This is a genomic window from Ruegeria sp. H3 (assembly GCF_056533095.1).
The window spans coordinates 125,160-149,949 of sequence record NZ_JBQFOD010000002.1 but is presented as its reverse complement, the minus strand read 5'-3'; the positions used below and the strand labels follow the sequence as shown (position 1 = coordinate 149,949).

Annotated in this window: 21 protein-coding genes; 9 read left to right on the top strand and 12 right to left on the bottom strand. The window is 59.1% G+C overall.

Annotation, left to right across the window (positions count from 1 at the left end):
* Positions 1 to 2 precede the first annotated feature (2 nt).
* Positions 3 to 3,458, top strand: coding sequence for a transcription-repair coupling factor (gene mfd / locus ACR0JE_RS03320; protein ID WP_480862970.1), 3,456 nt, complete (start codon positions 3 to 5; stop codon positions 3,456 to 3,458).
* Here mfd and ACR0JE_RS03315 read toward each other — a convergent pair.
* From ACR0JE_RS03315 to ACR0JE_RS03295, 5 genes are all read right to left on the bottom strand, one after another.
* Positions 3,455 to 4,132: an SH3 domain-containing protein gene (locus ACR0JE_RS03315; protein ID WP_480862968.1), complete on the bottom strand. Its 678-nt coding sequence runs from the start codon at positions 4,130 to 4,132 to the stop codon at positions 3,455 to 3,457. The two genes, mfd and ACR0JE_RS03315, sit on opposite strands and share 4 nt — an antisense overlap.
* Complete coding sequence (locus ACR0JE_RS03310; RefSeq protein ID WP_480542764.1) at positions 4,129 to 5,793, bottom strand: tetratricopeptide repeat protein; 1,665 nt, start codon at positions 5,791 to 5,793, stop codon at positions 4,129 to 4,131. The genes ACR0JE_RS03315 and ACR0JE_RS03310 overlap by 4 nt, the downstream gene beginning before the upstream one ends.
* Before the next feature lie 40 nt (positions 5,794 to 5,833).
* Positions 5,834 to 7,060 (bottom strand): multidrug effflux MFS transporter, encoded by a 1,227-nt coding sequence (locus tag ACR0JE_RS03305; RefSeq protein ID WP_480542766.1) that lies wholly within the window; start codon positions 7,058 to 7,060, stop codon positions 5,834 to 5,836.
* A 78-nt stretch (positions 7,061 to 7,138) separates the two neighbouring features.
* Positions 7,139 to 7,795: a DsbA family oxidoreductase gene (locus ACR0JE_RS03300; RefSeq protein WP_480547090.1), complete on the bottom strand. Its 657-nt coding sequence runs from the start codon at positions 7,793 to 7,795 to the stop codon at positions 7,139 to 7,141.
* Positions 7,792 to 9,309 carry a class I adenylate-forming enzyme family protein gene (locus ACR0JE_RS03295; RefSeq protein WP_480862966.1) on the bottom strand — a complete coding sequence of 506 codons (1,518 nt, stop codon included), beginning with the start codon at positions 9,307 to 9,309 and terminating at the stop codon, positions 7,792 to 7,794. Before ACR0JE_RS03295 ends, ACR0JE_RS03300 begins: the two co-directional genes overlap by 4 nt.
* A 64-nt stretch (positions 9,310 to 9,373) precedes the next feature.
* Here ACR0JE_RS03295 and ACR0JE_RS03290 point away from each other — a divergent pair, with 64 nt between their 5' ends.
* The gene (locus ACR0JE_RS03290; RefSeq protein ID WP_353006982.1) at positions 9,374 to 9,997 is read left to right on the top strand and encodes a helix-turn-helix domain-containing protein; all 624 of its coding nucleotides are present in this window, start codon (positions 9,374 to 9,376) and stop codon (positions 9,995 to 9,997) included.
* On the opposite strand, the gene ACR0JE_RS03285 is transcribed toward ACR0JE_RS03290, so the two are convergent.
* Positions 9,986 to 10,225 carry an SPASM domain-containing protein gene (locus ACR0JE_RS03285; RefSeq protein ID WP_353006984.1) on the bottom strand — a complete coding sequence of 80 codons (240 nt, stop codon included), beginning with the start codon at positions 10,223 to 10,225 and terminating at the stop codon, positions 9,986 to 9,988. The two genes, ACR0JE_RS03290 and ACR0JE_RS03285, sit on opposite strands and share 12 nt — an antisense overlap.
* A gap of 533 nt (positions 10,226 to 10,758) precedes the next feature.
* Entirely contained in the window at positions 10,759 to 12,573 is a 1,815-nt protein-coding gene (locus ACR0JE_RS03280; RefSeq protein ID WP_480862964.1) for an extracellular solute-binding protein, read from the bottom strand.
* Between the two features lie 299 nt (positions 12,574 to 12,872).
* Here ACR0JE_RS03280 and ACR0JE_RS03275 point away from each other — a divergent pair, with 299 nt between their 5' ends.
* Positions 12,873 to 13,646 carry a 3-hydroxybutyrate dehydrogenase gene (locus ACR0JE_RS03275; RefSeq protein ID WP_480862962.1) on the top strand — a complete coding sequence of 258 codons (774 nt, stop codon included), beginning with the start codon at positions 12,873 to 12,875 and terminating at the stop codon, positions 13,644 to 13,646.
* Between the two features lie 59 nt (positions 13,647 to 13,705).
* Positions 13,706 to 14,734, top strand: a complete 1,029-nt coding sequence (locus ACR0JE_RS03270) for a patatin-like phospholipase family protein (RefSeq protein ID WP_480862961.1) — start codon at positions 13,706 to 13,708, stop codon at positions 14,732 to 14,734.
* On the opposite strand, the gene ACR0JE_RS03265 is transcribed toward ACR0JE_RS03270, so the two are convergent.
* The 3 genes from ACR0JE_RS03265 to ACR0JE_RS03255 all read right to left on the bottom strand — a co-directional run bounded on the left by ACR0JE_RS03265 (position 14,735) and on the right by ACR0JE_RS03255 (position 17,278).
* Positions 14,735 to 15,412 carry a DUF502 domain-containing protein gene (locus tag ACR0JE_RS03265; protein WP_480862959.1) on the bottom strand — a complete coding sequence of 226 codons (678 nt, stop codon included), beginning with the start codon at positions 15,410 to 15,412 and terminating at the stop codon, positions 14,735 to 14,737.
* A 64-nt stretch (positions 15,413 to 15,476) separates the two neighbouring features.
* Positions 15,477 to 16,388, bottom strand: coding sequence for a pseudouridine-5'-phosphate glycosidase (locus tag ACR0JE_RS03260; RefSeq protein WP_480547102.1), 912 nt, complete (start codon positions 16,386 to 16,388; stop codon positions 15,477 to 15,479).
* Entirely contained in the window at positions 16,385 to 17,278 is an 894-nt protein-coding gene (locus ACR0JE_RS03255; protein ID WP_480547104.1) for a PfkB family carbohydrate kinase, read from the bottom strand. Before ACR0JE_RS03255 ends, ACR0JE_RS03260 begins: the two co-directional genes overlap by 4 nt.
* Before the next feature lie 152 nt (positions 17,279 to 17,430).
* Between ACR0JE_RS03255 and ACR0JE_RS03250 the strand changes: the two genes are divergently transcribed.
* Positions 17,431 to 18,546: a hypothetical protein gene (locus ACR0JE_RS03250; RefSeq protein ID WP_480862957.1), complete on the top strand. Its 1,116-nt coding sequence runs from the start codon at positions 17,431 to 17,433 to the stop codon at positions 18,544 to 18,546.
* Here the strand turns inward: ACR0JE_RS03250 and ACR0JE_RS03245 are convergent.
* A complete protein-coding gene (locus ACR0JE_RS03245; RefSeq protein WP_480862955.1) occupies positions 18,539 to 19,162 on the bottom strand; it encodes a thiamine phosphate synthase in 624 nt (207 codons plus the stop codon). The two genes, ACR0JE_RS03250 and ACR0JE_RS03245, sit on opposite strands and share 8 nt — an antisense overlap.
* 165 nt (positions 19,163 to 19,327) lie before the next feature.
* On the opposite strand from ACR0JE_RS03245, the gene ACR0JE_RS03240 reads away from it, so the two are divergent.
* The 4 genes from ACR0JE_RS03240 (at position 19,328) to ACR0JE_RS03225 (ending at position 24,098) form a co-directional block, all read left to right on the top strand.
* Entirely contained in the window at positions 19,328 to 20,071 is a 744-nt protein-coding gene (locus ACR0JE_RS03240) for an RNA methyltransferase (protein WP_480862953.1), read from the top strand.
* A 62-nt stretch (positions 20,072 to 20,133) separates the two neighbouring features.
* A complete protein-coding gene (gene ctaA, locus ACR0JE_RS03235; RefSeq protein WP_480862951.1) occupies positions 20,134 to 21,279 on the top strand; it encodes a heme A synthase in 1,146 nt (381 codons plus the stop codon).
* Between the two features lie 4 nt (positions 21,280 to 21,283).
* Positions 21,284 to 22,753, top strand: a complete 1,470-nt coding sequence (locus ACR0JE_RS03230; protein WP_480547114.1) for a carboxypeptidase M32 — start codon at positions 21,284 to 21,286, stop codon at positions 22,751 to 22,753.
* A gap of 88 nt (positions 22,754 to 22,841) precedes the next feature.
* Positions 22,842 to 24,098 (top strand): DsbA family protein, encoded by a 1,257-nt coding sequence (locus ACR0JE_RS03225; RefSeq protein ID WP_480862949.1) that lies wholly within the window; start codon positions 22,842 to 22,844, stop codon positions 24,096 to 24,098.
* Here ACR0JE_RS03225 and trhA read toward each other — a convergent pair.
* On the bottom strand, positions 24,095 to 24,757 hold the full coding sequence (gene trhA, locus ACR0JE_RS03220; protein ID WP_480862947.1) for a PAQR family membrane homeostasis protein TrhA: 663 nt from the start codon (positions 24,755 to 24,757) through the stop codon (positions 24,095 to 24,097). The genes ACR0JE_RS03225 and trhA overlap by 4 nt on opposite strands.
* Between the last annotated feature and the right edge of the window lie 33 nt (positions 24,758 to 24,790).

The following is a 24,790-nucleotide window of genomic DNA, read 5'->3' as shown; positions in this document are numbered from 1 at the left end:
CGATGAAGGCTCCGAACCACGTGACAGTCGGCGGCGCCCCGGAAGGGTATGACGCGCAGCTTGTGCTGAACGAGATTGCGCGTTCCGGCGGGCCGGTCTGTCACGTCGCCCGGGATGACAAGCGGATGGAGGCGATGCGCGCCGCATTGGCCTTCTTTGCGCCCGATATGCCCGTCTTTGTGTTTCCCGGATGGGATTGTCTGCCCTATGACCGCGTCTCGCCCAACGCCGATATCGCAGCGGCGCGGGTGGCGACCTTGGCCGCCTTGGTGCACCAGATGCCCGACCGGTTTGTGCTGTTGACCACCTTGAATGCCGCGACTCAGCGGGTGCCTGCGCGGGATGTGCTGCGCGAGGCTGCGTTTACGGCGCGTGTGAACCACCGGGTAGATGAAGATGCACTACGGCAGTTTCTGGTGCGCATGGGGTTCACTCAAAGCCCAACGGTCATGGAGCCCGGTGACTACGCTATACGTGGCGGTATCATCGACATCTTCCCGCCGGGTGAATCCGGCCCCGTCCGGCTGGACCTGTTCGGCGATGTACTGGACGGCGCGCGTCGGTTTGATCCGGTCTCGCAACGTACTACCGAAAAGCTTGAAGTGGTCGAGCTTGCCCCCGTATCCGAAGTCATTCTGGACGAGGCAGCCATCACACGGTTCCGTCAGAACTATCGCATCGAATTCGGCGCGGCGGGCACAGATGATCCGCTCTATGAAGCCGTCAGCGCGGGTCGCAAACATCAGGGCATCGAACATTGGCTGCCGTTCTTTCACGAGAAGCTTGAGACCTTGTTCGACTATCTGCCCGGCGCAACCATCTCGCTGGACGATCAGGTCACACCGGCGCGGTTGGCGCGTTGGGACTCGATTGAGGACCAATATGAAACCCGGCGTCTGGCGCTGGAAAATCGCTCGCGCATGGATACGGTTTACAAGCCGACGCCGCCCGGACTGCTCTATCTGGACGACGCGGAATGGGAGCAAGTCGTAGGCGACCGTCGGGTGATGCAGTTCAGCCCGCTGCCGCAGGCCAGCGGGCCGGGCGTCATAGATGCAGGCGGTCGGATTGGGCGCAACTTTGCCCCGGAACGCCAGCAGGAAAGCATTAGCCTATTTGGCGCTCTGGCTAGCCATATCACCAACAAGCTTACCAAAGGCCCGGTCCTGATCGCGTCATACTCCGAGGGTGCGCGTGAACGTCTGACAGGCCTGATCGAGGATGAAGGTTTGGCCGAGGCCATCCCGGTCACCGTCGGCACTCGCGTCGGCAAGCGTGGGCTGCATCTGGCGGTCTGGGCGCTGGAACACGGGTTCGAAACCCCTGACCTGACGGTGATCGCCGAGCAGGATGTGCTGGGCGACCGCTTGATCCGGCAACCCAAGAAACGGCGCAAGGCCGAGAACTTCCTGACCGAAACCCAATCGCTGTCCCCTGGTGATCTGGTCGTGCATGTGGACCATGGCATCGGGCGTTATATGGGGATGGAGGTCGTCACGGCGGCCGGTGCGGCCCATGAATGCCTGCTGCTGGAATATGCCGAACAGTCCAAGCTGTATCTGCCGGTTGAAAACATCGAACTGCTGTCGAAATACGGCCACGACGAAGGCCTGCTGGACCGTCTGGGCGGCGGCGCATGGCAGGCCAAGAAGGCCAAACTGAAAGAGCGCATCCGCGAAATGGCGGACAAGCTGATCCGCATTGCTGCTGAGCGTGCCTTGCGCAAAGCGCCTGTCATGGACCCACCAACCCATGCTTGGGACGAGTTCAGCGCGCGCTTCCCCTATCAGGAAACCGACGACCAGCTGCGGGCGATCTCCGAAGTCATGGAGGACATGAATTCCGGCGCGCCGATGGATCGCTTGATCTGCGGCGATGTAGGCTTTGGCAAGACCGAGGTCGCCATGCGCGCCGCCTTTGTCGCCGCCATGTCGGGCGTGCAGGTGGCGGTTGTTGCGCCAACCACATTGCTGGCGCGCCAGCACGCGGCGTCGTTCAGGGAACGGTTCCGAGGCTTCCCGCTGGAAGTGCGCCAGCTCAGCCGCTTTGTCTCGGCGAAAGAGGCGCAACAGACCCGCGACGGGTTGGCGCGCGGCACGGTGGATATCGTGATCGGCACCCATGCCTTGCTGGCCAAGGGGGTGCGGTTCCAGAATCTCGGCTTGTTGATCATCGACGAAGAACAGCATTTCGGTGTCGGCCACAAGGAACGCCTGAAACAACTGCGCTCAGACATCCACGTCCTGACCCTGACCGCCACGCCGATCCCACGAACGCTGCAATTGTCCCTGACTGGTGTGCGGGACCTTTCGATCATCGGAACACCTCCGATCGACCGGCTGGCCATCCGCACCTATGTCAGTGAGTTCGATGCAGTGACGGTCCGCGAGGCGTTGCTGCGTGAGCACTATCGCGGCGGGCAAAGCTTCTACGTGGTGCCGCGCATCTCGGACCTGCCCGAGATCGAGGAGTTCCTGAAAGAACAGCTACCAGAGCTAACCTATGTGGTTGCCCATGGTCAGATGGCTGCGGGCGAGCTCGACGATCGGATGAATGCGTTTTACGACGGCAAATATGACGTGCTTCTGGCCACCACGATTGTGGAAAGCGGGCTCGACATTCCGACGGCCAACACGATGGTCGTGCACCGAGCCGATATGTTCGGCCTTGCGCAGCTTTATCAAATTCGCGGCCGGGTGGGGCGGTCGAAAACCCGCGCCTATGCCTATCTGACCACCAAGCCGCGCCAGAAACTGACTGCTACCGCCGAAAAACGCCTGCGGGTTCTGGGCTCTCTGGATACGCTAGGGGCTGGTTTCACTCTGGCCTCTCAGGATCTCGACATTCGCGGGGCTGGCAACCTGTTGGGCGAAGAACAATCCGGCCAGATGCGCGACGTGGGCTATGAACTCTACCAGTCTATGCTGGAAGAAGCGATCGCCAAGATCAAAGCGGGTGAGATGGAGGGGCTGTCGGATGCCGACGACCAATGGGCCCCGCAGATCAATCTGGGCGTGCCGGTTCTGATCCCCGAGGATTACGTGCCCGATCTGGATGTGCGGTTGGGCCTTTATCGCCGCCTGTCCTCGCTGTCGACCAAGGTCGAGCTGGAAGGCTTTGCAGCTGAACTGATCGACCGGTTCGGTTCATTGCCGAAAGAGGTCAACACTCTGATGCTGGTGGTGCGGATCAAGGCGATGTGTAAACGGGCCGGGATTGCCAAGCTGGACGGCGGGCCAAAAGGCGCGACCATCCAGTTCCACAATGACAAATACGCTTCGCCCGAGGGGTTGGTTGAATTTATTCAGAACCAGCGCGGTCTGGCTAAGGTCAAAGACAACAAGATTGTGGTCCGGCGCGACTGGAAGAAAGACAGCGACAAAATCAAAGGAGCCTTCGCCATTGCCCGTGATTTGGCGGAAAAGCTGATGGCCCAGAAGAAAAAGGCGAAAGCCTAGTCGCCGGTTACAAAGGTGCAAAGCTGCCAGTCGCCTGCGTCGGATTTCACAAAAGCGGCGCGGTAACCGACCATGGACCACAGAAAATCGCTGTGCATATAGCCAAGTGTGCCATCGGTCAGTCGCACCAGCTGGTATTCAGCCGCTTCCTGATAGTCGGGGATCAGGACGACCTCGTGGCTGATGAAATCCACGATGGCCCCGCTCCGCGCCGGTGAGCGCCGCAGGGTGACCCGGTCTCCGGTGACAAAATAGGCTAGAAACGGGTCCAGCGTAGCGGGCAGACTGATCCGCCATTGATGCGGCATCCAGAACTCGCCCTGATCGTCGAAGTAACCGGGTTTTGACAGGGTGTTTTCTAGCGCGGACCAATATTCTGCGCGCATATCGTCGGCCTGATCCCGGTATTCCTCCTCCAGAGTTTCGGGCGGCACCGTCAGGCTTTCCCGAAAGGCTTCGGGGCCGCTTTCTGTGCCGTGGCTGATATAGATATCCGGGCAGGCGACGGCGATCACGGCCTCGGTATCGCGGGCGGCGACTTTGGTCAGAAGGTCTTCTCGGAACGCGGCGAGCGACGGGTCATTGCCAGCCTGATCCACGGGGGGGAAGCTTTGGCGGTCGGCCCAGGCTGGCCCGCAGATCAGGACGGCCAGAGCAAATATCAGTGATTTCATTCAGCAGCTCTCATCGCGGCTTGGGCGCAGAAACAAGATGCGCCGACAGCACCGTCAGCCCTTGCTAGTGCGAGGTCAAGCCGTTGTTTGATCTGTTTGATCTCAACCGTCTCGCCGCGTGCTTTCAGGCAGTCATGCAGGCCCTTCAGGCTCCAGACATTGTCGGGGTGGATCGAGGCGCGGCTGAGGTTGCCGCCCAGACCCAAATCCTCGCGATAAACCGCTTCTGCCTCGGCCACATGGCCCTGTTCGAACAGCAAGGCCCCAAGGGCATGGCGCGTGGGCTGCATCCAGCCCCACGGCTCATCATAGGGCAGGGTGTCGTCCAGCTCGACCGAACGGTGTAGATGGGCAAATGCCATCTCGAAATTGCCTTTGCGATATTCGATCTCACCGCGCAGCATTTCGGTTGCCACGTCCAGCAGGTCGATCACGCGGTTGTTGTGCAGCCGCCGCGCCTCGGGCACGCAGGCTTTGGCGCTGAGGAACAGCTGTTCCTCGGCCTCGGCCTGCGCCACATCGCCGGTTGCGGCATGGGCAATCGCGCGGGCGTAATGCGTGGTTGCCGTCAGCGTGCGGAACAGGTCGGGGTCTTCGGGCAACTCCAGCGCCTTGGCCTCTTCCCAGCGGCCAAAGCGGATCAGGATATGAGGGCCCATCGACATGTAGCTTTCGAAGAAATCCGCCATGGGCGGGCTTTCGACGCGCAGCATTTCTTCGGGCGTGGTGTCCCAAAGCCCCTGATTGGCGTGCAGTGCGGGCTCCATCTGGCCCAGAAACAGCGCGCCATAGATGGTGAAGTGATAGTTGTGCTGGCGATAGCCGGTATAGATGTTGAACGCGCCCTCGCGCTCATAATACTTAAGATCAGCGACCGAGGCTTTTTCGTTCCAGTGCACCACATTCTGATAGTGCCCGCAAAGCACATCGATATGGGTGGGCATATGCACCAGATGCCCGGCATCGGGGACCAGCGTGCGCAGCACGTCGCCTGCTTTCAGCGCTTTTTCCGGGGTTGGCGACATCTCCATCAGATGAACGTATAGATGCAGAAGGCCGGGATGAGACATCGCGGCGGGATCATTTTCCATCGCCCATTCCAGCGCCTCTTTCGCCTCTAGTGTGGCGGCCCCCTCGGCGGGTTTGCCGGTGCTCAGATCCCACATTTTCCAGGGGGTCAGGTTCAGCAGGGATTCGACGTAGATCGTGCGTAGGTCCAGATGTTCTGGCTGGGTGGCGAAGGCTGCGCGCATGGCGTCGGCGAAGTCGAAATCCCATCGATGCATATCCTCGACCGGGTCCCGTTGCGGGTAACGAGCGGGCAGAGCCTGGATCAGCGCCTTTTCAACTTCGTTGCATCCATCTATGAGCGCTAAGGCTTGCCGTGTGGCATCGTAAGCCTTAGCCAGCGCTTCTTGCCGCCCTCGGTCGTCCTGCAAATCCCAAGGCAGGTTATAGTTCGGCCCGGCAGCATAAGCGACGCCCCAATGGGCCATGGCGCAATTGGGATCATGCGTGACAGCCTTTTCGAAACATGCCACCGCTTCAGTGTGATTGTAGCCATAAGTCCAGACCAGACCATGGTCGAACCATTGTTGCGCTTCGGTTGAGGACGTGGTCACAGGACAGGTATGGCTGCCTAGATCATAATCATAGCTCATTGCAGAAGCTCCCCCGAATTTGGCAGCAGGGTACCGCGATTTAACCTGTCTGCACAGGGTCAGGCGGAAATCTGTTTTCGATCCGACCCATGTGAACCATCAGGCCAAATGCCGTGATACACATGGTCAGAATGCCAATTGTCAAAGGCGTGATCGAGCCATCGAACAGCAACCCGATCGGGGCGGCAATGGCGGCGGCCAACACGGTGGCGACCGATCCAATCACCGAAGCGGCCATGCCCGCGATATGGCCCATCGGCTCCATCGCGATGGCGTTGAGATTGCCCATGGTCACACCGGCCATGAAGAAAACAGTTGTTTGCCATGCCACAAATAACGCGAAGGACGCATTGGGTGACATGGGGATTGCGCTAAGTACGATCACAAGCGCCGTGATCAGGATTTGCCCCCCAAGTGCCCATGTCACCATGCGGCGCATTCCAATACGCACCACCAACGCGGCGTTCAGCAAACTGGCAGAACCTGAGATCAAAGCCACAAACCCAAACCAGAACGGAAAGCTGTCCGCGCGATCATGGATCACGTCATAAACAGGCTGCACCATGGTCAACATAGTGAACAAGATGCCCATGCAGAGGGTCTGCACCAGGATCGAGAGGCGCACAGTGGGGTGGGCAAACATCTCTTTCGTGGCAGTAACCATCAGCGGCAGGCGGAACGGGCGGCGGTTTTCTTTCGCCAGCGACTCGGGCAGGCGGCTGCCCATCCAGATGCACACGATCACGGCGAACAGAATGAACAGGGCAAAGATGCTGCGCCAGCCGAACAGGGCGATAACGCCTGCGCCCAGCATGGGGGCGACGGCAGGCACCAGCGTGAAGATCATCATTGCGATCGAGATGATCCGAGCCATGATCCGACCGGAATAGAGATCGCGAATGATCGCCATCGCCACTACGCGCGGACCTGCGGCGCCAAGGCCCTGCGCCACGCGGGCGGCCAGAACCAGCTCGAGCGACGAACTGGCCCAAGCCACGGCAGAAGCTGCGATATACAGCGCGACGCCGCCATAAATCACCGGCTTGCGCCCGAACGCATCTGACAGAGGGCCGGTGAAAAAGGTCCCAATCCCCATACCCAACACAAAGGATGTCAGGATCAACTGCGCGCGGTTGATATCATCCGGGCTGAGCTGCGCGCCGATCTCGGGCAGTGCGGGCAGCATCGAGTCGATGGAAAAGGCGATGGTCGAGAACATCATTGCGATCAGCGCAATGAATTCCCCTCGGGACATACGATTGGCCATGGGCGCTCCTTACCTGTTCGCGCTATCACGGCAGAACAGGTTGCGCCAGACCGGAATTTTGCACAGAGCTCTGTGCTTCTATGCAGAGGAAGCCTCAAGTTGAGACATGATCTCGCCAATCACTTTCTCCCACATTTCAGGGGGTTGAGCACCTGGAACGGCGTGTTGATTGGCAACGATGAAGGTCGGAACAGAACCAACACCCATTTCGCGTGAATGGGTATCGCGGTTGCGGATATCTTCGCGGTCGGCGTCGGATTTCAACAGTTTCAGCACCACTGCCGCATCCATACCCGCACTGTCGGCAATGTCAGACAGAACCTCCGGGTCGCCGATATCGCGGGCCTGAACGAAGTAAGCGTCGAACAGTGCATCGACGACGGCGTTCTGCTTTCCCTCGATCCCGGCCCAGTGGATCAGGCGATGTGCGTCCAGCGTGTTTGGCGTGCGCTTCATCCCCTCAAAGTCGATTTTGAGGCCCGCATTCTCGGCATGTTCAACCACGGGTGCATAGGCGCGCACCGCACTGTCCTTGCCGCCGAATTTCCGTTCCAGATATTCGCGCCGATCCATGCCTGCGTCGGGCATATCGGGGTTCAACTGGAACGGGTGCCACTCAATTACAAAGGGGTGGTCCGGCACCTTTGCCAAGGCTTTGTCCAGATGGGTTTTGCCGATATAGCACCACGGGCAGATCGGATCGGACAGGATATCAAGCTTGACGGTCTGGGTCATTCGGTGGTCGCCTTGAAATAGGCCGGCAATGCGCGGCGCAGGAGTTTGCCGTTGCCGCCGGTCGGCAACTCGGGAAGGTGAACGAAGGCACGCGGTTGTTTGTAGCGTGCCAGATTGGCTTGGACATAGGCGCGCAAAGCGTCTTCGTCCAGCCTTTGGGGCCCAGTATAGAAGGCTGCTATCACAAATGTGTCCGGTTTGACTTCAACCGCTGCGGCGCCGACCTGTGTGATGCCGGGATAGTTGGACAGGACGGATTCGACCTCTACCGGTGAGACGCGATAGCCGCCTGCATTCATCATATCATCGCCCCGCCCCAGATAGTTGATCTGCCCATCCACGGCCATGGCCCCATGATCGCCGGTCAGGAACCAATCGCCCTGCATACGCTGCGCGACCTCATCCGGTGCGTTGAGATAGGTCAGCATCAGGCCTGGGTCAGATCGATGGATGGCAATGGTGCCGTCCTGTCCTTGTGGAACGGGACCGTCCGGCCCAAGGATCGCAACGCGGCGACCGGGTTGTGGCTGTCCCAAAGCTTCTCCACGTGCGGGATGCGCAGGGCTGGAGGAGATGAAGGTCGAGCATTCCGACATTCCATAGGCCTCAAACAGGTCAGTGCCGGTGGCGGACTGCCAGCGCGTATGTAACTGCGGAGACAGCTTTTCTCCGGCGCAAAGCCCATGACGCAGATCTGGCAGATCGATCTGTTCCGGGCCTTGCAGCATCTTGCGGAACACGCCGGGTGCGGCGGCAAAAATCGTGGCGCGGCTGCGCCCTAGCAATCCGGGCAGCGCGGCGAGGTCGGTGCCGGGTTCCGGGATCAGAGCCGTTGCGCCGATGGTCCACGGGTCCATCAACCCCGTGCCCAGCGTGTAGGTCCAGTTGAACGCACCGGCGTGGCACAGCCGATCCTTCTGTGTCAGCCCATACCAGCCATCCACCATCATCTGCCGCGCCCATATGGCACGATGGGCGTGCGCTACAGCGCGCGGTTTGCCCGAGGTGCCCGACGTATAGACCACATAGGCCAGCCGCTCGGGATCACCCAATTCAAATTCGGCGGGGGGTAGGTCGCGCATCGCTTTGAGCGCCGACAGGTCGATCTGATGCGGATGCGTAGCGCAGGCCACAGATGTATCACGCAGGATGGCAGACGGGGAAAGATCGGAAACGATGCGGGCCGTTTCCGGTTCGGTCAATTGCGACGAGGTCGGTACCGGCACGATCCCCACCGCGATCGCACCAAGGTAAGCGATGGGGAAATCGACGGTGTTTCCCAACCGCATCAACGCGATGTCACCGGGTTTCAAACCCGCCCGCAACAGGCCGGCGCCCGTTCCCAGAACGGCGCGTTTCAACCGGCTGTAACTCCAATCATCCGTGTTGTTTGCGCCCAGAACGGACAGCGCCGTTTTGTCTGGCAAGCGATCCGCATGGCGCAGCACATGGGCGGCCAGATTGAACGGAGTGGGGCAGGGCACGGGTGGCCCCTGATCAAAGATCGATAACATGCAGTCTGGCTAACGCGGCGTCTGCTGCGTTGCAAGCAGGGCTGGCTGGTCCTATAGAAAGGCCATGAGCACGCAAGATCCCAAATCCCTAATCCGCATTGCCCGCGAATCCGGTGTTGAGGCAGAGGTTGAACCTCTGGACCTTGGCGTGCGTGTCCGCGAACTGCGCAAGGCACGAAACTGGACGCTGGAACAGGCCGCGACGCAGGCCGGGTTGGCGCGCTCGACCCTCAGCAAGATCGAAAACGGGCAGATGTCACCCACCTATGATGCGCTGAAAAAGCTGGCCATCGGGTTGGAGATTTCGGTGCCGCAGCTGTTCACCCCACCACAGCGCGATCAGGTGATCGGGCGCATGGCGGTGACCCGGGTGGGCGATGGGACGGCCCATGCCACCGCAACCTACGAGCATGAGTTGCTGGCCGAGACACTGACGAAAAAGCAGATGCTGCCATACCGCGCACGGGTGCGTGCCCGGTCAATGGACGAGTTTGACGGATGGGTGCGCCATGATGGTGAAGAATTCTTATATGTGCTGACGGGTGTTGTGCGCCTGTACACCGAGTTCTACGAGCCTGTTGAAATGCGCCGGGGGGACAGTGCCTATTATGATGGCAGCATGGGGCACAATGTCGTGTCGGTCAGCGACGAAGATGCCACGATCCTCTGGGTGACGTCACTTGGCTAAGGCTGCATGCGCCAGTTCGTGGTTCAGGCGTTCGGTGAACAGGAAATCCTCGACCTCTTCATGGGCTTCATTCACCGTCAGATGATGACGTTCGGCCAGATAGGCCTCGAACCGTTCACGATTGTTCCAGACGCTGTCCATGTCCTGATCTCTCAGGTTTGGAAAACGCCGTTTTGCGCGGGCATAAGTGGCGCCCAGCTCTTTTGTAAGTTCTGCCCAGTTCAACATGTGCGAGCCTCCCGTGATCCGACCTGGACTGCTCTCCCCCACCGATAGGGTACGAAGCAGTTACAGTTACCTCAGACATGACAAAATGTCGCAGGTGGTGTGCGGGTTGTTTGCCAAAGAAAAACCCGCTGCGGGTCGTCCGCAACGGGCCTTTGGACCTGAGTTTGTGAGTGAGTGGTAGCCGGTCCGATGTAACTAGGTCAGGGTCAATGTCCCGCCTGTTTAGGTGTCTGATATGAAAGAGCTAATTTTCTGCCGATCGTATGTTTCCCTGCACTCAGGCTATATCACTAGAATATGATGAGTAAAGTGAATTGATGATTATGATCGGAAACCTACCAAATTTAGATGTCCGAGACGTATGTTGCCGATCTTTCTTCGCCACCACACTAAACATGGGGCGTATTTCACCCTGTGCTGATTATTGCCGAAGTAGGAAAGCAAAAGGGTCAAGGCGCGATCTGAGCCTCGCATTCGGTGTTCGGTTCAACAGGCCATTCGCTTTGTCAGGCTTTCGCGCGGCGCAAGAGGGTTTAACCTTCGTACCACCAGATCTCCGGCATGTATTGCGGCCCGTCGCCGTAGATCGGCAGCGTTTCAGGGAATTTCAGTTCCTGGATATGCGCGATACGGCCAACATCGAAATTCCAGATCGGAATGACATACCGACCTGCTGTCAAAACCCGGTCCAGTGCGCGGGTCGCTGCGACAAAATCCTCGCGAGACTCCGAGGCCAGCATGGCATTGATCATCCCGTCCACAGCCGGTGAGACAACGCCCATCAGGTTTCGAGTTCCTGGAGTATCAGCGTTTTCGCTGCCCCAATACAGGCGCTGTTCATTACCCGGAGACAGGGACAGCGCGCGACGGAACGGGGTCATGTCAAAATCCAGCTCGGCGATGCGACCCGTATATTGCGCATTATCCACCTGTTCGGTGAGGACCTGAATGCCCAACCGCTCCAGCGCGCGGGCGTAGATCTCGACCGCTGTTTGCATCTCGGTATCGCCTTGTTGCAATAAAACGCCGATCCGGAAAGGCTCACCATTCTGGTTCTGTAAAACACCGCCCTGAATGGTCCATCCGGCCTCAGCCAGCAGCCTGGTTGCTTCGCGGATATTGCTGCGATTGCGGGCTGAGCCGTCCCCTTCGGGCAATACATAGCCCTCAAGAGTGCCAGGGGTCAGGTCCTCCTGAAACGGTTCCAACAGCGATTGTACTTTGCCGGTGGCGGGTCCGGGCTGCATCGCCAGATCGGAGCCCGAGAAATATGAGGTAATTCTGGGCTGCGCGCCGCCCGTAATCGTGTCGTTGATAAATTCGAAGTTGAAGGCCAGCGTCAGCGCCTCGCGCACGCGCCAGTCATCGAACGGGGCTTTGCGGGTGTTCATGACAAGCCCGGTCATGCCCGAGGGCTTACCGTGTGGGATTTCGGTTTTGATCACGTCGCCACGCTGGATGGCGGGGAAAGCATACTGGTTGTCCCATTTGTCGGCGTTGAATTCACGCACAGCGGATAGCTCTCCGGCCTTGAAGGCCTCAAACAAAACTGTGGCATCGCCGTAGAACTCAATCCGCATCTCATCCAGGTTCATCGTACCGCGGCGGAATGGGATGTCTGCGCCCCAATAGTCAGGGTTTCGGCGCAGATTGACGTATCGGCCAGCCTCAAAGTCATCGATCACATAGGGGCCAGTGCCGATCGGGATGTCTTGCAGCGGGGCGTCGGCAAAGCTCTTGCCCTCCCACTGAGCTTTTTTGAGGATCGGCCGCAGCCCAGCGATCAAGGCCAATTCGCGATCGGGTTCATTGAACGAAATCCGGACCGTGCGCGGGCCGGTTGCTTCGATACTGTCGATCTTGGACCACAGCCCGCGGTAGCGCAGATGACCTTCGGTGCCCAATGTCTGGAACGACCAGATCACATCCTCGACCGTTACAGGTGTTCCGTCGGAAAACGCTGCCTCTTCCCGCAGCGTGAATTCGACCCAGGACCGGTCCGGCGCCGTCTCAACCGATTCGGCTAACAGTCCGTAAAGAGTGAAAGGTTCGTCCCAGGACCGGCCCATCAGGCTTTCATGGGTCCAAAATCGCAATTGCCACGGAGAGGTGCCTTTTTGCACAAACGGGTTCAAACTGTTATAGCCGCCCGTATTCCCAAAAACGACCTTGCCACCTTTGGGCGCATCCGGATTTGCATAGGGCAGAGACACAAAATCCGGTGGTAGAGCCGGATCGCCATACATAGCTATGCCATGTGACGAATCTGCTTGCGCTAAAGGGGCTGCCAAAATGCAGGCGATTCCCGCTGCGAGTAAACGAAGAGGGCGTAGAAAATCCGGGCTCATTTTGGAAACAATCCTGCTCTGGCCTTATTTTGTTGGGTATCATCGTACCGATGATTTTTCTTATTTTCAAACTTTTAGCTTGGATGAAGGCATGGAATTGCTTATAAAGGTCTCACTGCTCGATAGGTTTCTTGCCTGTATGAAACCTGCCTCAATAACTTAACGCCCGCTTCGTGCGGGCGTTTTTTTTGGCTACGGCAAGCCGTATCAGCGCGAGACTTTAGCAGCGTCTTTCCCCGTTTTCTTTGCAAGTGCAGCATGGCATGCTGCGTTTGAACAGAGGTCAGCGGAGAATGGTTATGAGCCTGTCGGGAAAAACAGCGATCATCACAGGATCGAATTCGGGGATCGGTTTGGGCATTGCACGCGAACTGGCCAAGGCCGGCGCAGACGTGGTCTTAAATTCATTCACGGATCGGGATGAGGATCATGCACTCGCTGCCGAGATCGCAAAAGAAATGGGAACCAAGGCGCGCTACATCAAGGCCGACATGTCCAAGGGCGATGAATGTCGGGGCCTGATCGCGCAGGCCGGGGCTTGCGATATTCTGGTGAATAATGCGGGCATTCAGCACGTCTCGCCCATTGATCAGTTCCCGGTCGAGAAATGGGATGCGATAATAGCGATCAACATGAACTCGGCCTTCCACACCACAGCGGCAGCTTTGCCGTTGATGCGTGCTGCGGGCTGGGGACGGGTCGTCAATATCGCGTCGGCCCATGGTCTGACGGCTTCGCCCTACAAGACGGCCTATGTCGCGGCCAAGCACGGGGTTGTAGGGATGACCAAATCGGTTGCTCTGGAGACAGCGCAGGAGCCGATCACCTGTAATGCGGTTTGTCCGGGCTATGTGCTGACGCCGCTGGTTGAGGCGCAAATCCCCGACACGATGAAGGAATACAACATGAGCCGCGAGGACGTGATCAAGAATGTCATGTTGGAGCGGCAACCATCCAAAGAGTTTGCGACCGTCGAGCAACTGGGTGGCACAGTGCAGTTCCTGTGTTCCGACGCGGCGGCGCAGATCACAGGTACGACGATCTCGGTGGATGGCGGCTGGACGGCTTTGTAATTTTCACGGGGGCTCTGCCCCATACCCCCGAGGTACTTTTAAACAGAAGAAGGGGCGCGATGGTGAAACAGATCAATCTGGCATTGCAGGGTGGTGGGGCGCATGGGGCCTTCACCTGGGGCGTTCTTGACCGAATTCTGGATGAAGAGGATATCGAGGTTGCGGCGATCACCGGAACCTCGGCCGGGGCGTTGAACGGGGCGGCGTTCAAATCTGGGATGGTGCATGCAGGCCGCGAAGGCGCGCGGGCGCGATTGGATGAGTTGTGGAAACAGATGGGCGCGGTGGGTGACATGCGCCTGACCAACTGGTTTCGCGGGTTGGAGCCGTCCAGCATCGCGCAGGCTATGGAATATTCGCTGCCCTATTCGGTGGGCGAGGCCTGGTCGCGGATGGTGTCGCCTTATGCCTATGGGCCGTTCTATACCAACCCGCTTGAGCCCGTTGTTGACCGGTTCAACTTTGAAGAAGTCTGCGCCGATCAGGGGCCAGGCCTATTTGTCTGTGCAACCTGCGTGCGCAGCGGCAAGATCCGTGTGTTCACGGGCGGCGAGATATCAACGGATGCTATTCTGGCCTCGGCCTGTTTGCCGACCTTGTTCAAGGCGGTTGAGATTTATGACCCAGATACCGACCGGACCGAAGCCTATTGGGATGGCGGGTATACGGGTAACCCGGCCTTGTATCCTTTGTTCGGTGATGACCTGCCGGATGATGTGGTGATTGTGAACATCAACCCACTGGAAAGGGACGAATTGCCCATCACGCCGCAGCAGATTCAGAACCGGATCAACGAGATTAGTTTTAATTCTTCGCTGTTTCGCGAGTTGCGGGCGATCAGTTTTGTGCAGCGCCTGCTGAAAGAAGATAAACTGAAAGCGGGTGAGATGAGCCGTGTATTGGTGCACATGATCGCGGATAACGAGCTGATGAACAGCCTGTCTGTTGCCACCAAGACCGTGCCCAACCCGGTGATCCTGCATAAGCTGAAACAGGCGGGGAGGGATGCAGCGGATGGGTTCCTGTCGCGGCATAAGGGTGATCTTGGGCAGAACAGTACCGTCGATCTGCCTGCGATGTTCGGCTGATCACTCGGGCGACTGGGTCGGATCTTTTTCGTTCGGATAGACCAGCCCAGCCGAAATCACCAGTTTGGCCGCATCTTCGATGCTCATATCCAGCAAGATGACGTCTTCTTCTGGGAAGAACAGCAAGAAGCCTGAGGTCGGGTTGGGTGTGGTCGGGATGAAGACGCTCAGCAGGTCGCCGCCGGTTTCGGCCCTGACATTGACTTCGCCCTTAGCTGTGGTCGACACGAACCCTATCGCCCAGATGCCGCGGCGCGGGTATTGAACAAGACAGGCTTTTTCAAAGGACCGCTCGGTCTGGGCGAACACGGTTTCCGAGATTTGTTTGATCCCGGAATAGATCGACCGCACGATGGGCATCCGGTTCACTAGGCTTTCAGTGAACGAGATGAAGGATCGACCAAGTATGCCCTTGGCGATCCAACCGACTAGAATCGTGAAGATCAGGAAGATAATGACGCCGACGCCGCGCAGGTTAATACCCACATATTGCTCAGGCTGGAATTGATGTGGCACCAAAGGCAGTACCGCGCTGTCGATCCAGCCAACGACGGACCAGATCAGCCATACGGTCAGCCAGACCGGCGCAATCACAACGATTCCCGTTAGGAATGACGCACGCAGGCGCGCGAACAGGCCGGGGCGGCGATGGGGTTTTTCGTCAAACGGTGTATTCATTGCGGATCCGAGTGGCTTGCCGGACTAGTTAAGCAGTCCGGCGGGCCGGTGCAATAGGGCAGAATTACGTGCTGTTTGCCAGTGCTTTAGCGATATTCGCAGCCAGTCGCGCGTTGTTGCGGACCAATGCGATATTTGCGGTCAGCGACCGGCCTTGGGTCTTCTCAAATATCCGTTGCAGCAGATAGGGCGTGACGGCTTTTCCGGTGATGCGGTGCGCATCCGCGTCGGCCTGCGCCTCGGCGATGATCGGCGCCAGTTCCTCGGCTGGGATTTGATCGGCGGCGGGGATCGGATTGGCGACCAACTGACCGCCGGGCAGACCCAGCGCGCGGCGGGTGGCGTGGGCCTTGGCGATGGCCTCGGCGCTGTCCATCCGCAGGGGCGCAGCATAAGGGGATTTGGCCGACCAGAAAGCCGGGAACTCGTCTTGGCCATGCGCGATGACGGGCACACCCAGAGTTTCTAGCACTTCGAGTGTTTTGGCCAGATCAAGGATGGCTTTGGCTCCAGCAGCCACAACAGTGACTGGGGTTTGGCCAAGCTCGTGTAGATCAGCAGAGATATCGAACGAGGTTTCGGCCCCTTGGTGTACACCGCCAATACCGCCGGTCGCAAAAACCTCGATCCCTGCATAATGCGCTGCGATCATCGTCGCGGCGACGGTGGTGGCACCGGTACCACCGGTTGCAATGCAGGCCGCCATGTCCGCGCGTGACAGCTTGGCGACGCCCTGAGCTTGACCCAAAGACTGCAACTGATCCGGTTCAAGACCTACGTGTAGCGCGCCCTCGATCACCGCCATCGTGGCCGGAACGGCGCCCGCATCACGAATATCTTGTTCAACCTGGGCCGCGACCTCGATGTTCTGGGGGTAGGGCATACCATGGGTGATGATGGTGCTTTCCAATGCCACGATGGGCTGACCTGCGTCCTTGGCGGCGCGGACCTCGGTGGAATAGTGGATGTTGATCACAGGGGAGTTTCTCCGGAAACATAGGTTGCGGCGGCGTTCAATGCGCGGGTGAGGGCCGTTTGTTCATCGGCCCCGTTTGATTCCGAAGCGATATGCGCCGCCATGAAAGTGTCGCCCGCGCCTGTAACGCGGGTCACCAGAACGGATGGGGGTGTCTGGGTCAGAACGCCTGTTGCTGATCCCACGGTCGCGGAACTGCCGCCATCGGTGACCAGGACCCGCAGCGCACCGCGATCCAGCAGGCCTTTGGCGGCGGATTCGGAATCGGTGAACTCGCGTTGGCAGAGCAACCCAGCCTCTTCCAAATTCACATAGAGCGTCGCACGGGCGTGTTTCAGGAAGGGCAGCAGGCGTTCGGCCTTGCCGGGCGAAGCCGGCGCAACCCGCAGGTCTGCCTTGGCAAAGGCCGGGCTCTGCGCGATTTCTTCCAGCAGGTTCAGTGTCAGGTTCCCATCCAGCGCAATCGGGCCTTCAAAGGGCGCGTTTTCGTATCCCAGAGGACCCTGCATCAACGGGCGCAGGATTTTGGCCCCGGCTGCCTCAAGCGAATGCGCATCGGCGATGGCGGCAATTAAGCCATTCGCCCCTTCGACCGCCATATAGCGATCAGTGGGCAGGTCTTGCGAGCGGTAGATATGCTCGGTCACCATACCGAGCCGTGCGCAGGCGTTTGCCAGTTCGTCACCTTCGGGGTCGCGTCCAATCGCGGTCAGCAGGGTCGGCGTCATGCCAAAGCGCACCAACGTCATGGCGATGTTCATCGCAACGCCACCGGGCAAACGGGTGATCCGGCCTGGCACGTCCGATCCTTGTCGCATGGCACTGGCGGATCGTCCGATCACGTCCCACAAGACGGAACCGATACACAGGATTTCGCTGTTCTGAGTCATGCTGCTGTCATGCCGCAGCACCGGGGGGCGTGCAAGAGGGTGCTCGCAGATAAAGCCGCGCGCTCAACTGTTCGGGCTTGCGATCCGAAGCATTCGGCGGGAAACTTGCCGCATATGGTTTCTGATTTGATTTTATTCGCAGAGTGTCACGCATGAGCGGGTTGGTCCGCCTTATCCTGATATTGCCGGTCGTTTTGACCTTGTTAGCTGCGCCAACTAGGGCGCAAACGCATCCGCCGAGCATTGTCGAGTTCTGGACCAAAGCAGAGAGCCTTCTGATTGAGATCAGCCTGAATGCCGAAATGTTTCTGGCCGGGCTCGACCCCGACACGCAACCGGATGTTGCGGGCAATGCGCGCTATCGAGAACTCCGCCGGCTGGTCTCATCCGAGTTGGAGGTCGAGGTGCGGGGCTTTGTCGATGACTGGGCGGCCTCTTTGCAGGTTGAGATCGAAGGACCGGTTCGCCTTTCCTATGAAGGCGTGCGCATCCCCGTGGTTGGGGATCCGGACGAGCCCCGTCTCTCAAAGCTTTTGCTGACGGCACCCCTGCCCGAGGGGGCATCGGCGCTGCGGCTGACCTGGCCATCCGGTCACGGCCCCGTTGTGATCAAACAGCAGCGTGTCGAGGCACCCTATACCGGCTACCTGATGGCCGGAGAGACCAGCCCGCTGATCCCGCTGCAAGGCGGCGCGGCGCTGAGCGGACAACAAACGATACAGGTGTTTCTGGTCAAAGGTGCAGAGCAGATCGTAACGGACGGTATGCGTGTATTTGCGTTGGCCCTGGCTTTGGTCTTTCTGTCGCTGTCCCCAAGATCACTGGTCCTGCAATTGGTCTTTTTGTCCCTCGGCGCGGTTTTTGGGCTGGCGTTGTCAGCATACGGAGCATTGGTGCTGTCGTCCGTTGTTACGACGATGTCGTCGACGGCAGCGGTTGTGGTGCTGGCGCTTTGGAATCTGATCCTGCGCGGTATTCATGTGTTTCGCCTGTTGGCGGTGTTTGCCATTGGCTTGTTGTTGGGCAACGCTCTAAGCCAGTCGTTGAGTGCGATCGGTGCGCCGCCGGATCACCTGCCGCCGGCGCTTTTGGGATATGCGATTGGCTATCTGGCGGTCCTGTCAGCGGCTGCTGCGACCGCGTTGGTTGTTGTCACCGTGATTGCGGGCGGATCCCATCGCCTGCGCAGTCGCATCTCGGTTTTGGGCTCGATCCTGATTGCTGGTCTGGGCGTCTATTGGATGATCGAGCCTTGGTTGTTTAGCTAGCTATGCTCTCAAGTAGAGTGTTCAGCGCCGCCAACGGATCCTCGGCAGACCAGATTTCGTTGCCGATGCCAAAGAAATCTGTGCAGGGAGACAGGATGCGGATAAGGTCGGGGGTCAGGCCACCCTCGGCCACCACCGGAACTTCGATCATTTCGGACCACCATTGGAACAAGTCTTTTTCCGCCAAGGTACCGTCACCCAGAGACGACGCACCCACTGGGCCGAAGGCGACATAGTCGACGCCTGCCTCACCTGCGGTCATGCCGTCATGGCTCGAGGCCCCGCAGAAACTGCCAACAATGGTATCTGCGCCCAGTTCCTTACGCGCGGCGCGCACGGATCGCGCCGCGTCATCCAGATGCACGCCATCCAGCCCCAGCCGCTGCACCATCAGAACATGGTTGGAAATCACAATCGCCACATCGCGCGCATGGGCCACCTCGCGGCAGGCATCAGCGGCACGGGCAATGGTATCTTCATCATTCCCGGCCAGAGCGAGGCGAATGCACGCGATCTCGAACCCGTCGAGCACCCGCGCCAGTTGGTCCGGAAAGGTACTGAGCGTGATGGTCGGGGGCGTGATCAGGTAAATCTGCGGCTGCTCTGGAGTGTCCATGTGCGCGTCCTTCGGTATTCAGTTCCTCGCGCGGTTTAGCGGATTGCCGTTGGGAAGCAAACTTTTTTGCCTGCCGAGCGGGTATTTGGAAACAGAAGAAGCATGGGGCGGCTTGCCCTTCGTCTATGCGGCGACTAGAGCAAGCGGAGTTTTTCGGAGACAGTCATGCCAAGCGATACATACCAGCCCTCTTTCGTGCTTGTGCGCCCGCAGATGGGGGAAAACATCGGTGCCGCCGCGCGGGCGATGTGGAATTTCGGGCTGGATCGGATGCGGATCGTGGCGCCGCGAGACGGGTGGCCGAACCCGAAGGCGGTGGCAATGTCCAGTGGGGCGGGGCGCCTGCTGGATGAGGCGCAATTGTTTGACGATCTGGCGGGGTCGCTGTCCGACACCACATTTGTCTTTGCGACGACGGCGCGGCAACGCGGGCTAACCAAGCCGGTCTACAGCCCGGAACGCGCCATGCAGATCGCGGCGGAGAAGGTGGCGGCAGGCGAAAAGGTCGCCGTTTTGTTTGGGCCCGAGCGCGCAGGGCTGGAAAATGAAGACATCGCCAAAGCCAACGCGATCATCTCGGTTCCCGTGAATCCGGAATATGCCTCGCTGAACCTGGGCCAATGCGTCTTGCTAACTGCTTATGAATGGATGCGCCAGACCGGTGATGTGGTGCATGAGGCCACCGATCTGGGCAAGGGCGACTGGGCGACCGGGATCGAGGTCGAGAAGCTGGTCGAACATTATGAAGACCGGCTGGAAGAGGCTGGTTTCTTCTACCCGCCGGAAAAGGCCGAAGGCATGAAGACCAATCTGCGCAACCTGTGGTCGCGGATGCGAATGACGCGGGCGGATGTGCAGATGTTGCACGGTGTCATGCGTCAGATGGTCCGTTGGAAAGACAAAGGGTAAGGCTGGACCTTGCCCCTCACTGGCCCTAGCTTGCGACGAAATCCAGGACATATGAGGACAGCATGAGCGCCAAGCGCAGCATCTTCGAAGACGTCTCAGACACCGAAAAACAACAAGCCGTTCAACCCGGTATGATCGACAAGGGCCGTGGCGGGGCACGCAAGGCGATCCGGGCGTGGCTGATGATCCTGTTCGCTCTGGTCGTTGTGATGATCGCCGTAGGTGGCCTGACCCGGCTGACCGATAGCGGGCTTTCGATCACCGAATGGCGTCCGATCACCGGGGCCATTCCGCCGATGACCGAGGCGGACTGGCAATCCGAATTCGACAAGTACAAGGAAATCGACCAGTGGCGCATTCAGAACCAGTGGATGGAGCTGGATGATTTCAAATTCATCTACTGGTGGGAATGGGGCCACCGCCAATTGGGCCGCGTGATCGGCTTGGTTTGGGCGCTTGGTTTCTTTGGCTTCCTGATCGCGCGCAAAATCCCCACGGGTTGGACCGGCAAACTGCTGATCCCCGGTGCCTTGGGTGGCGTTCAGGGTGCGGTCGGCTGGTGGATGGTCGCCTCGGGCGTGACACAGGGCGAGGGGATGACAGCCGTTGCCAGCTATCGTCTGGCGACACATCTCGGCTTGGCCTTCGTGATCCTTGGGTTCCTCGCGTGGTATATCTTTGAGTTGGGCCGGGACGAGCGCGACCTGATGCAGGCGCGCCGCGCGAAAGAGGCGAAACTGTTCTCGCTCTCGACCGGCCTCCTGCATTTCACCTTTTTACAAATACTCATTGGTGCGCTGGTCGCCGGGATTGACGCTGGGCGGTCCTACACCGACTGGCCTCTGATCGGTGGGCAGCTCTTGCCGCCAGATGCGACCATGCTGGAACCGATGTGGCGCAACTTCTTCGAAAGCCCCGGTCTAGTGCAGTTCATCCACCGTTGCGCGGGATATCTGCTGTTCATCTTCGCCATCATCATCTGGCGTCGGGGGCAGGCCAGCGCCCACCCGCAGACCCGTTTTGCTTTCAATGCAGCCTTTGCGGCCCTGTCGCTGCAGGTGGTGGTCGGGATCGTCACGGTCGTTTATGCAGCCCCGTGGCAGATCGCCATTTTCCACCAGTTTATGGCCGTTGTCGTCTGGACCCTGATCCTGCGTGCGCGCTTCCTGGCGGCCTACCCAATTGCAACTTCAGTGCGCGGAGTTTGATACCATGACCGCATTCAATGACCTGATGGCCTTTCAGCGTGAAACTTCGGCCTTAGCTCAGATCGCAGGGCGATTGGGCTGGGATCAGGAAACGATGATGCCGCGTGGGGCTGCCGCGCAACGGGCCGAGGAGATGGCCGCGATCGAGGCTGTTCTGCATGCGCGCCGGTCTGATCCACGCGTGGCGGATTGGCTGGATCAGGCCGCCCCTCAGGATGAGGCAGGCAAGGCCCAGCTGCGCGAGATCCGTCGGGCTTATGAGCGTGCAGTCAAAGTACCGGCCGATCTGGCCACCGCAATTGCCCGCGTGACGTCAGGGGCACAGGGGAAATGGGCGCAGGCACGGGCAGACGAAGATGTCTCGGCCTTTCTTCCGGTGCTGGAAGAGGTCGTCGCGCTGAAGCGACAAGAAGGCGAGGCGCTGGCGCAGGGCGGTGATGTATATGACGCCATGGTCGAGGATTATGAGCCCTACACAACCGGCGCTCAGATCGCTGCGATCTTTGATGAAATGCGCCCACGCCTGGTGGCGCTGCGAGCGGCTGTTCTCGAGCGCCGACAGCCCGCCGAGCTGACCGGCCACTTCGACGCGCGCGCCCAGATGCAACTGTCTGAAAAGCTGGCCGTCGCCTTCGGGTATGACCTGAACAATGGCCGCGTGGACAAGGCCGTGCATCCGTTCAGCTCGGGCAGCGGGCTGGATGTGCGGATCACCACCCGCACCAGCGAAACCGACCCGTTCAACTGCTTCTATTCGACCATTCATGAGGTCGGCCATGCCGCCTATGAACAAGGGATTGATCGCGACTATCTGCTGACACCGTTGGGTCAGGGCGTGTCGATGGGCGTGCACGAAAGTCAAAGCCGAATCTACGAAAACCAGCTGGGCCGGTCGAGGGCCTTCACCGGTTGGCTATTCGAGCAGATGAAAGATGCGTTTGGTGATTTTGGCATTGCCGATGCAGACGCGTTCTATGCCACCGTCAACCGCGTCCATAACGGCTATATCCGCACCGAGGCGGATGAGGTGCAGTACAACCTGCACATCATGCTGCGCTTTGACCTGGAACGCGCGCTGATGGCGGGTGATCTGCAGGTCAGCGATCTTGAGGCTGCATGGAATGACCGGTTCAAGGCTGATTTCGGCTATGCGGTCGACAAGCCTTCGAACGGGTGTTTGCAGGATGTGCATTGGTCAGTGGGTTTGTTTGGTTATTTCCCGACCTATTCGTTGGGCAATGTCTATGCTGGGTGCCTCTATCAAGCCCTGCAGATGGCGGTGCCGGAACTGGAGGCCCAGCTGGCCGAAGGTGACACATCGCAGGCAACCGGATGGCTGCGCGAAACGGTTCAGCGCCACGGCGGTCTCTATGCGCCGCGCGAGATCATTCGGCAGGCCAGCGGGATTGAACCGGGTCCGGGTCCGTTGTTGGACTATCTGGAGCAGAAATTCGGGGCGCTCTACGGTCTTTGACAGGTTGTCGTCACGTTGTCGTGCGGCAACGTGGCGTTTGAAGTCTGGATCGGTAGAGTAGGCGGCACCATACCCGACGGAGAGCCGCTTGCCCCTGAAAACAAATCTGAAATCCTATCTGGCAGCGGCCATCACAAGTGATCAATTGCTGAATGCCCACAGGCGGGTGCATGATCTACGCCGCCGCCTGCGTGGCGCGGGTCATGTGGTGCACTACTTCCATGATACCGCTGATCCTTATGGTGCGCTGACCGCGCAAATCTTGCCCGCATTTCAGGCAAAGTATGGGGTTATGTTGTGTCCGCACCTCATCTCGGGCCCACCATCCGAGGCTGTGCCCGAACCCGATGCCTATCAGAAAAACGCTATGGTTGACGCGACCCGATTGGCGTTGAAACATGGGTTGAACGCGCCTGTGAAGCCCTCCATCGAAAGAATACAGAAGGCCAATCGTCTGTTCGCAGCCGTGATTGACACCCAGGATTGGGCTGATCGATTGAGCGATGTTTCAGCTGCCCTCTGGACCGGTCACGCGCTTCCGGACGAACCGGGCGTGGACCCGACCCACGCGATGGCTGCGGGGGATCGAGCCTTGGCGTCAAAGGGGCATTATCTGGGCGGCACATTCTTCTATTGCGGCGAATGGTATTGGGGGATCGACCGTCTGCATTATCTGGAACAACGGCTACAGCAGGCAGGTTTGGGCGGGGACCCCCTGATCGTTCCGATTTCTGATCCAACGGATCAGCCCCTTACAGGAGAAGCACAAGAGCTGGAGTTCTTTTTCTCGATCCGCAGTCCCTATTCCTATCTGGCCTTCGATCGAGTCGTTAATCTTGGCAAGCGGCACAACGCCCGGCTGATACTTAAGCCGGTGCTGCCTATGCTTATGCGTGGATTGCCGGTTCCCAAGGCCAAATCGCGTTACATTCTAAGGGATTGCACGCGCGAGGCGCGGCGCTTGGGCATCCCGTTTGGCCGGATTTGCGATCCGTTGGGGGCTGGGGTCGAACGCGGCTATGCGCTGTTCGACTATGCCGAGGGTCAGGGTCGACTCGCGCTATATTGCTCGGCCTTCATGCGGTCCGTCTGGTCGCAGGGCGTGGATGCCGCGACCGACAAAGGATTGGAGCGGATCGTGACCAGCGCAGGTCTGGAATGGAACGTCGCCCGCCCATTGCTAAACGCTCAGGATTGGCGTGGTCGGGTGGAGGCAAATCAACACCGCCTGCAAGAGGTTGGCCTGTGGGGCGTTCCCAGCTTTTGCGTCGATGGGCAAAGCCTTTGGGGGCAGGATCGGCTTTGGGCGGTCGAGGATCTGTTGATGGCACACTGCACGCGCTAGACGGCAGGCATCAACTGGATCCGCGCGGCAACGGCGGCAAAGAACAAAACGCTGCCCACCAGAACAAACACATGCCAGATCGTGTTGTGATAGGCCATCCAGTCGGACAGGTAGAACACCACGCCTGCGGTATACACTAGCCCTCCGGCGATCATTAGTATCAAAACGATGGGCGCAAGCTCTGCCAACATGGATTGTCCGGCCCAAACAGCGGCCCATCCCATCATCAGATACAGCGCCAGGCCGAACCAGCGAAATCGGTTTGGGTCGAGCATCTTGAGAGCCGACCCCAATGTGGCAGAAGACCACAAGCCCAGCAAAAGCCCGGTTGCCTGTGTGCCAGATAGCAATAGGAACGGCGTATAGGTGCCTGCAATTTTTACATAAATCCCCGAATGATCAAGGCGGCGCAGAAGCTCTGTCCAATCATCGCTTTCAATCATGTTGTACAAGGCGGACAAGCTGAGCATCAGGACAAGCGTTACGCCATAGATCGAAACGCCAACAACCGCCGCCGGATCATACCGATAAAGCACGGTCATGGTGATCAACAGCGGCACGCCGATGGCTGCGGCGCATATGCCCAGAACATGAACCACCCCGTCACTCAAGCGCTCGGCTCGGCTATAGGCGGGGCGGATATGTGCGAAGGACCACATGTTAAAAAGTTAAGCAGCAGCAGGGTTTCGGGC

Excerpts from the sequence above, each read along its gene's own strand:
- ctaA (WP_480862951.1), top strand. The coding sequence starts at position 20,134 with ATGAGCGCCAAGCGCAGCATCTTCGAAGACGTCTCAGACACCGAAAAA.
- ACR0JE_RS03255 (WP_480547104.1), bottom strand. The coding sequence starts at position 17,278 with ATGACTCAGAACAGCGAAATCCTGTGTATCGGTTCCGTCTTGTGGGAC.
- ACR0JE_RS03285 (WP_353006984.1), bottom strand. The coding sequence starts at position 10,225 with ATGTTGAACTGGGCAGAACTTACAAAAGAGCTGGGCGCCACTTATGCC.
- ACR0JE_RS03270 (WP_480862961.1), top strand. The coding sequence starts at position 13,706 with ATGGTGAAACAGATCAATCTGGCATTGCAGGGTGGTGGGGCGCATGGG.
- ACR0JE_RS03300 (WP_480547090.1), bottom strand. The coding sequence starts at position 7,795 with ATGACCCAGACCGTCAAGCTTGATATCCTGTCCGATCCGATCTGCCCG.
- ACR0JE_RS03245 (WP_480862955.1), bottom strand. The coding sequence starts at position 19,162 with ATGGACACTCCAGAGCAGCCGCAGATTTACCTGATCACGCCCCCGACC.
- ACR0JE_RS03315 (WP_480862968.1), bottom strand. The coding sequence starts at position 4,132 with ATGAAATCACTGATATTTGCTCTGGCCGTCCTGATCTGCGGGCCAGCC.
- ACR0JE_RS03305 (WP_480542766.1), bottom strand. The coding sequence starts at position 7,060 with ATGGCCAATCGTATGTCCCGAGGGGAATTCATTGCGCTGATCGCAATG.
- ACR0JE_RS03280 (WP_480862964.1), bottom strand. The coding sequence starts at position 12,573 with ATGAGCCCGGATTTTCTACGCCCTCTTCGTTTACTCGCAGCGGGAATC.
- ACR0JE_RS03275 (WP_480862962.1), top strand. The coding sequence starts at position 12,873 with ATGAGCCTGTCGGGAAAAACAGCGATCATCACAGGATCGAATTCGGGG.
- ACR0JE_RS03230 (WP_480547114.1), top strand. The coding sequence starts at position 21,284 with ATGACCGCATTCAATGACCTGATGGCCTTTCAGCGTGAAACTTCGGCC.
- ACR0JE_RS03250 (WP_480862957.1), top strand. The coding sequence starts at position 17,431 with ATGAGCGGGTTGGTCCGCCTTATCCTGATATTGCCGGTCGTTTTGACC.
- trhA (WP_480862947.1), bottom strand. The coding sequence starts at position 24,757 with ATGTGGTCCTTCGCACATATCCGCCCCGCCTATAGCCGAGCCGAGCGC.
- ACR0JE_RS03265 (WP_480862959.1), bottom strand. The coding sequence starts at position 15,412 with ATGAATACACCGTTTGACGAAAAACCCCATCGCCGCCCCGGCCTGTTC.
- ACR0JE_RS03310 (WP_480542764.1), bottom strand. The coding sequence starts at position 5,793 with ATGAGCTATGATTATGATCTAGGCAGCCATACCTGTCCTGTGACCACG.
- ACR0JE_RS03295 (WP_480862966.1), bottom strand. The coding sequence starts at position 9,309 with ATGTTATCGATCTTTGATCAGGGGCCACCCGTGCCCTGCCCCACTCCG.
- mfd (WP_480862970.1), top strand. The coding sequence starts at position 3 with ATGAAGGCTCCGAACCACGTGACAGTCGGCGGCGCCCCGGAAGGGTAT.
- ACR0JE_RS03290 (WP_353006982.1), top strand. The coding sequence starts at position 9,374 with ATGAGCACGCAAGATCCCAAATCCCTAATCCGCATTGCCCGCGAATCC.
- ACR0JE_RS03240 (WP_480862953.1), top strand. The coding sequence starts at position 19,328 with ATGCCAAGCGATACATACCAGCCCTCTTTCGTGCTTGTGCGCCCGCAG.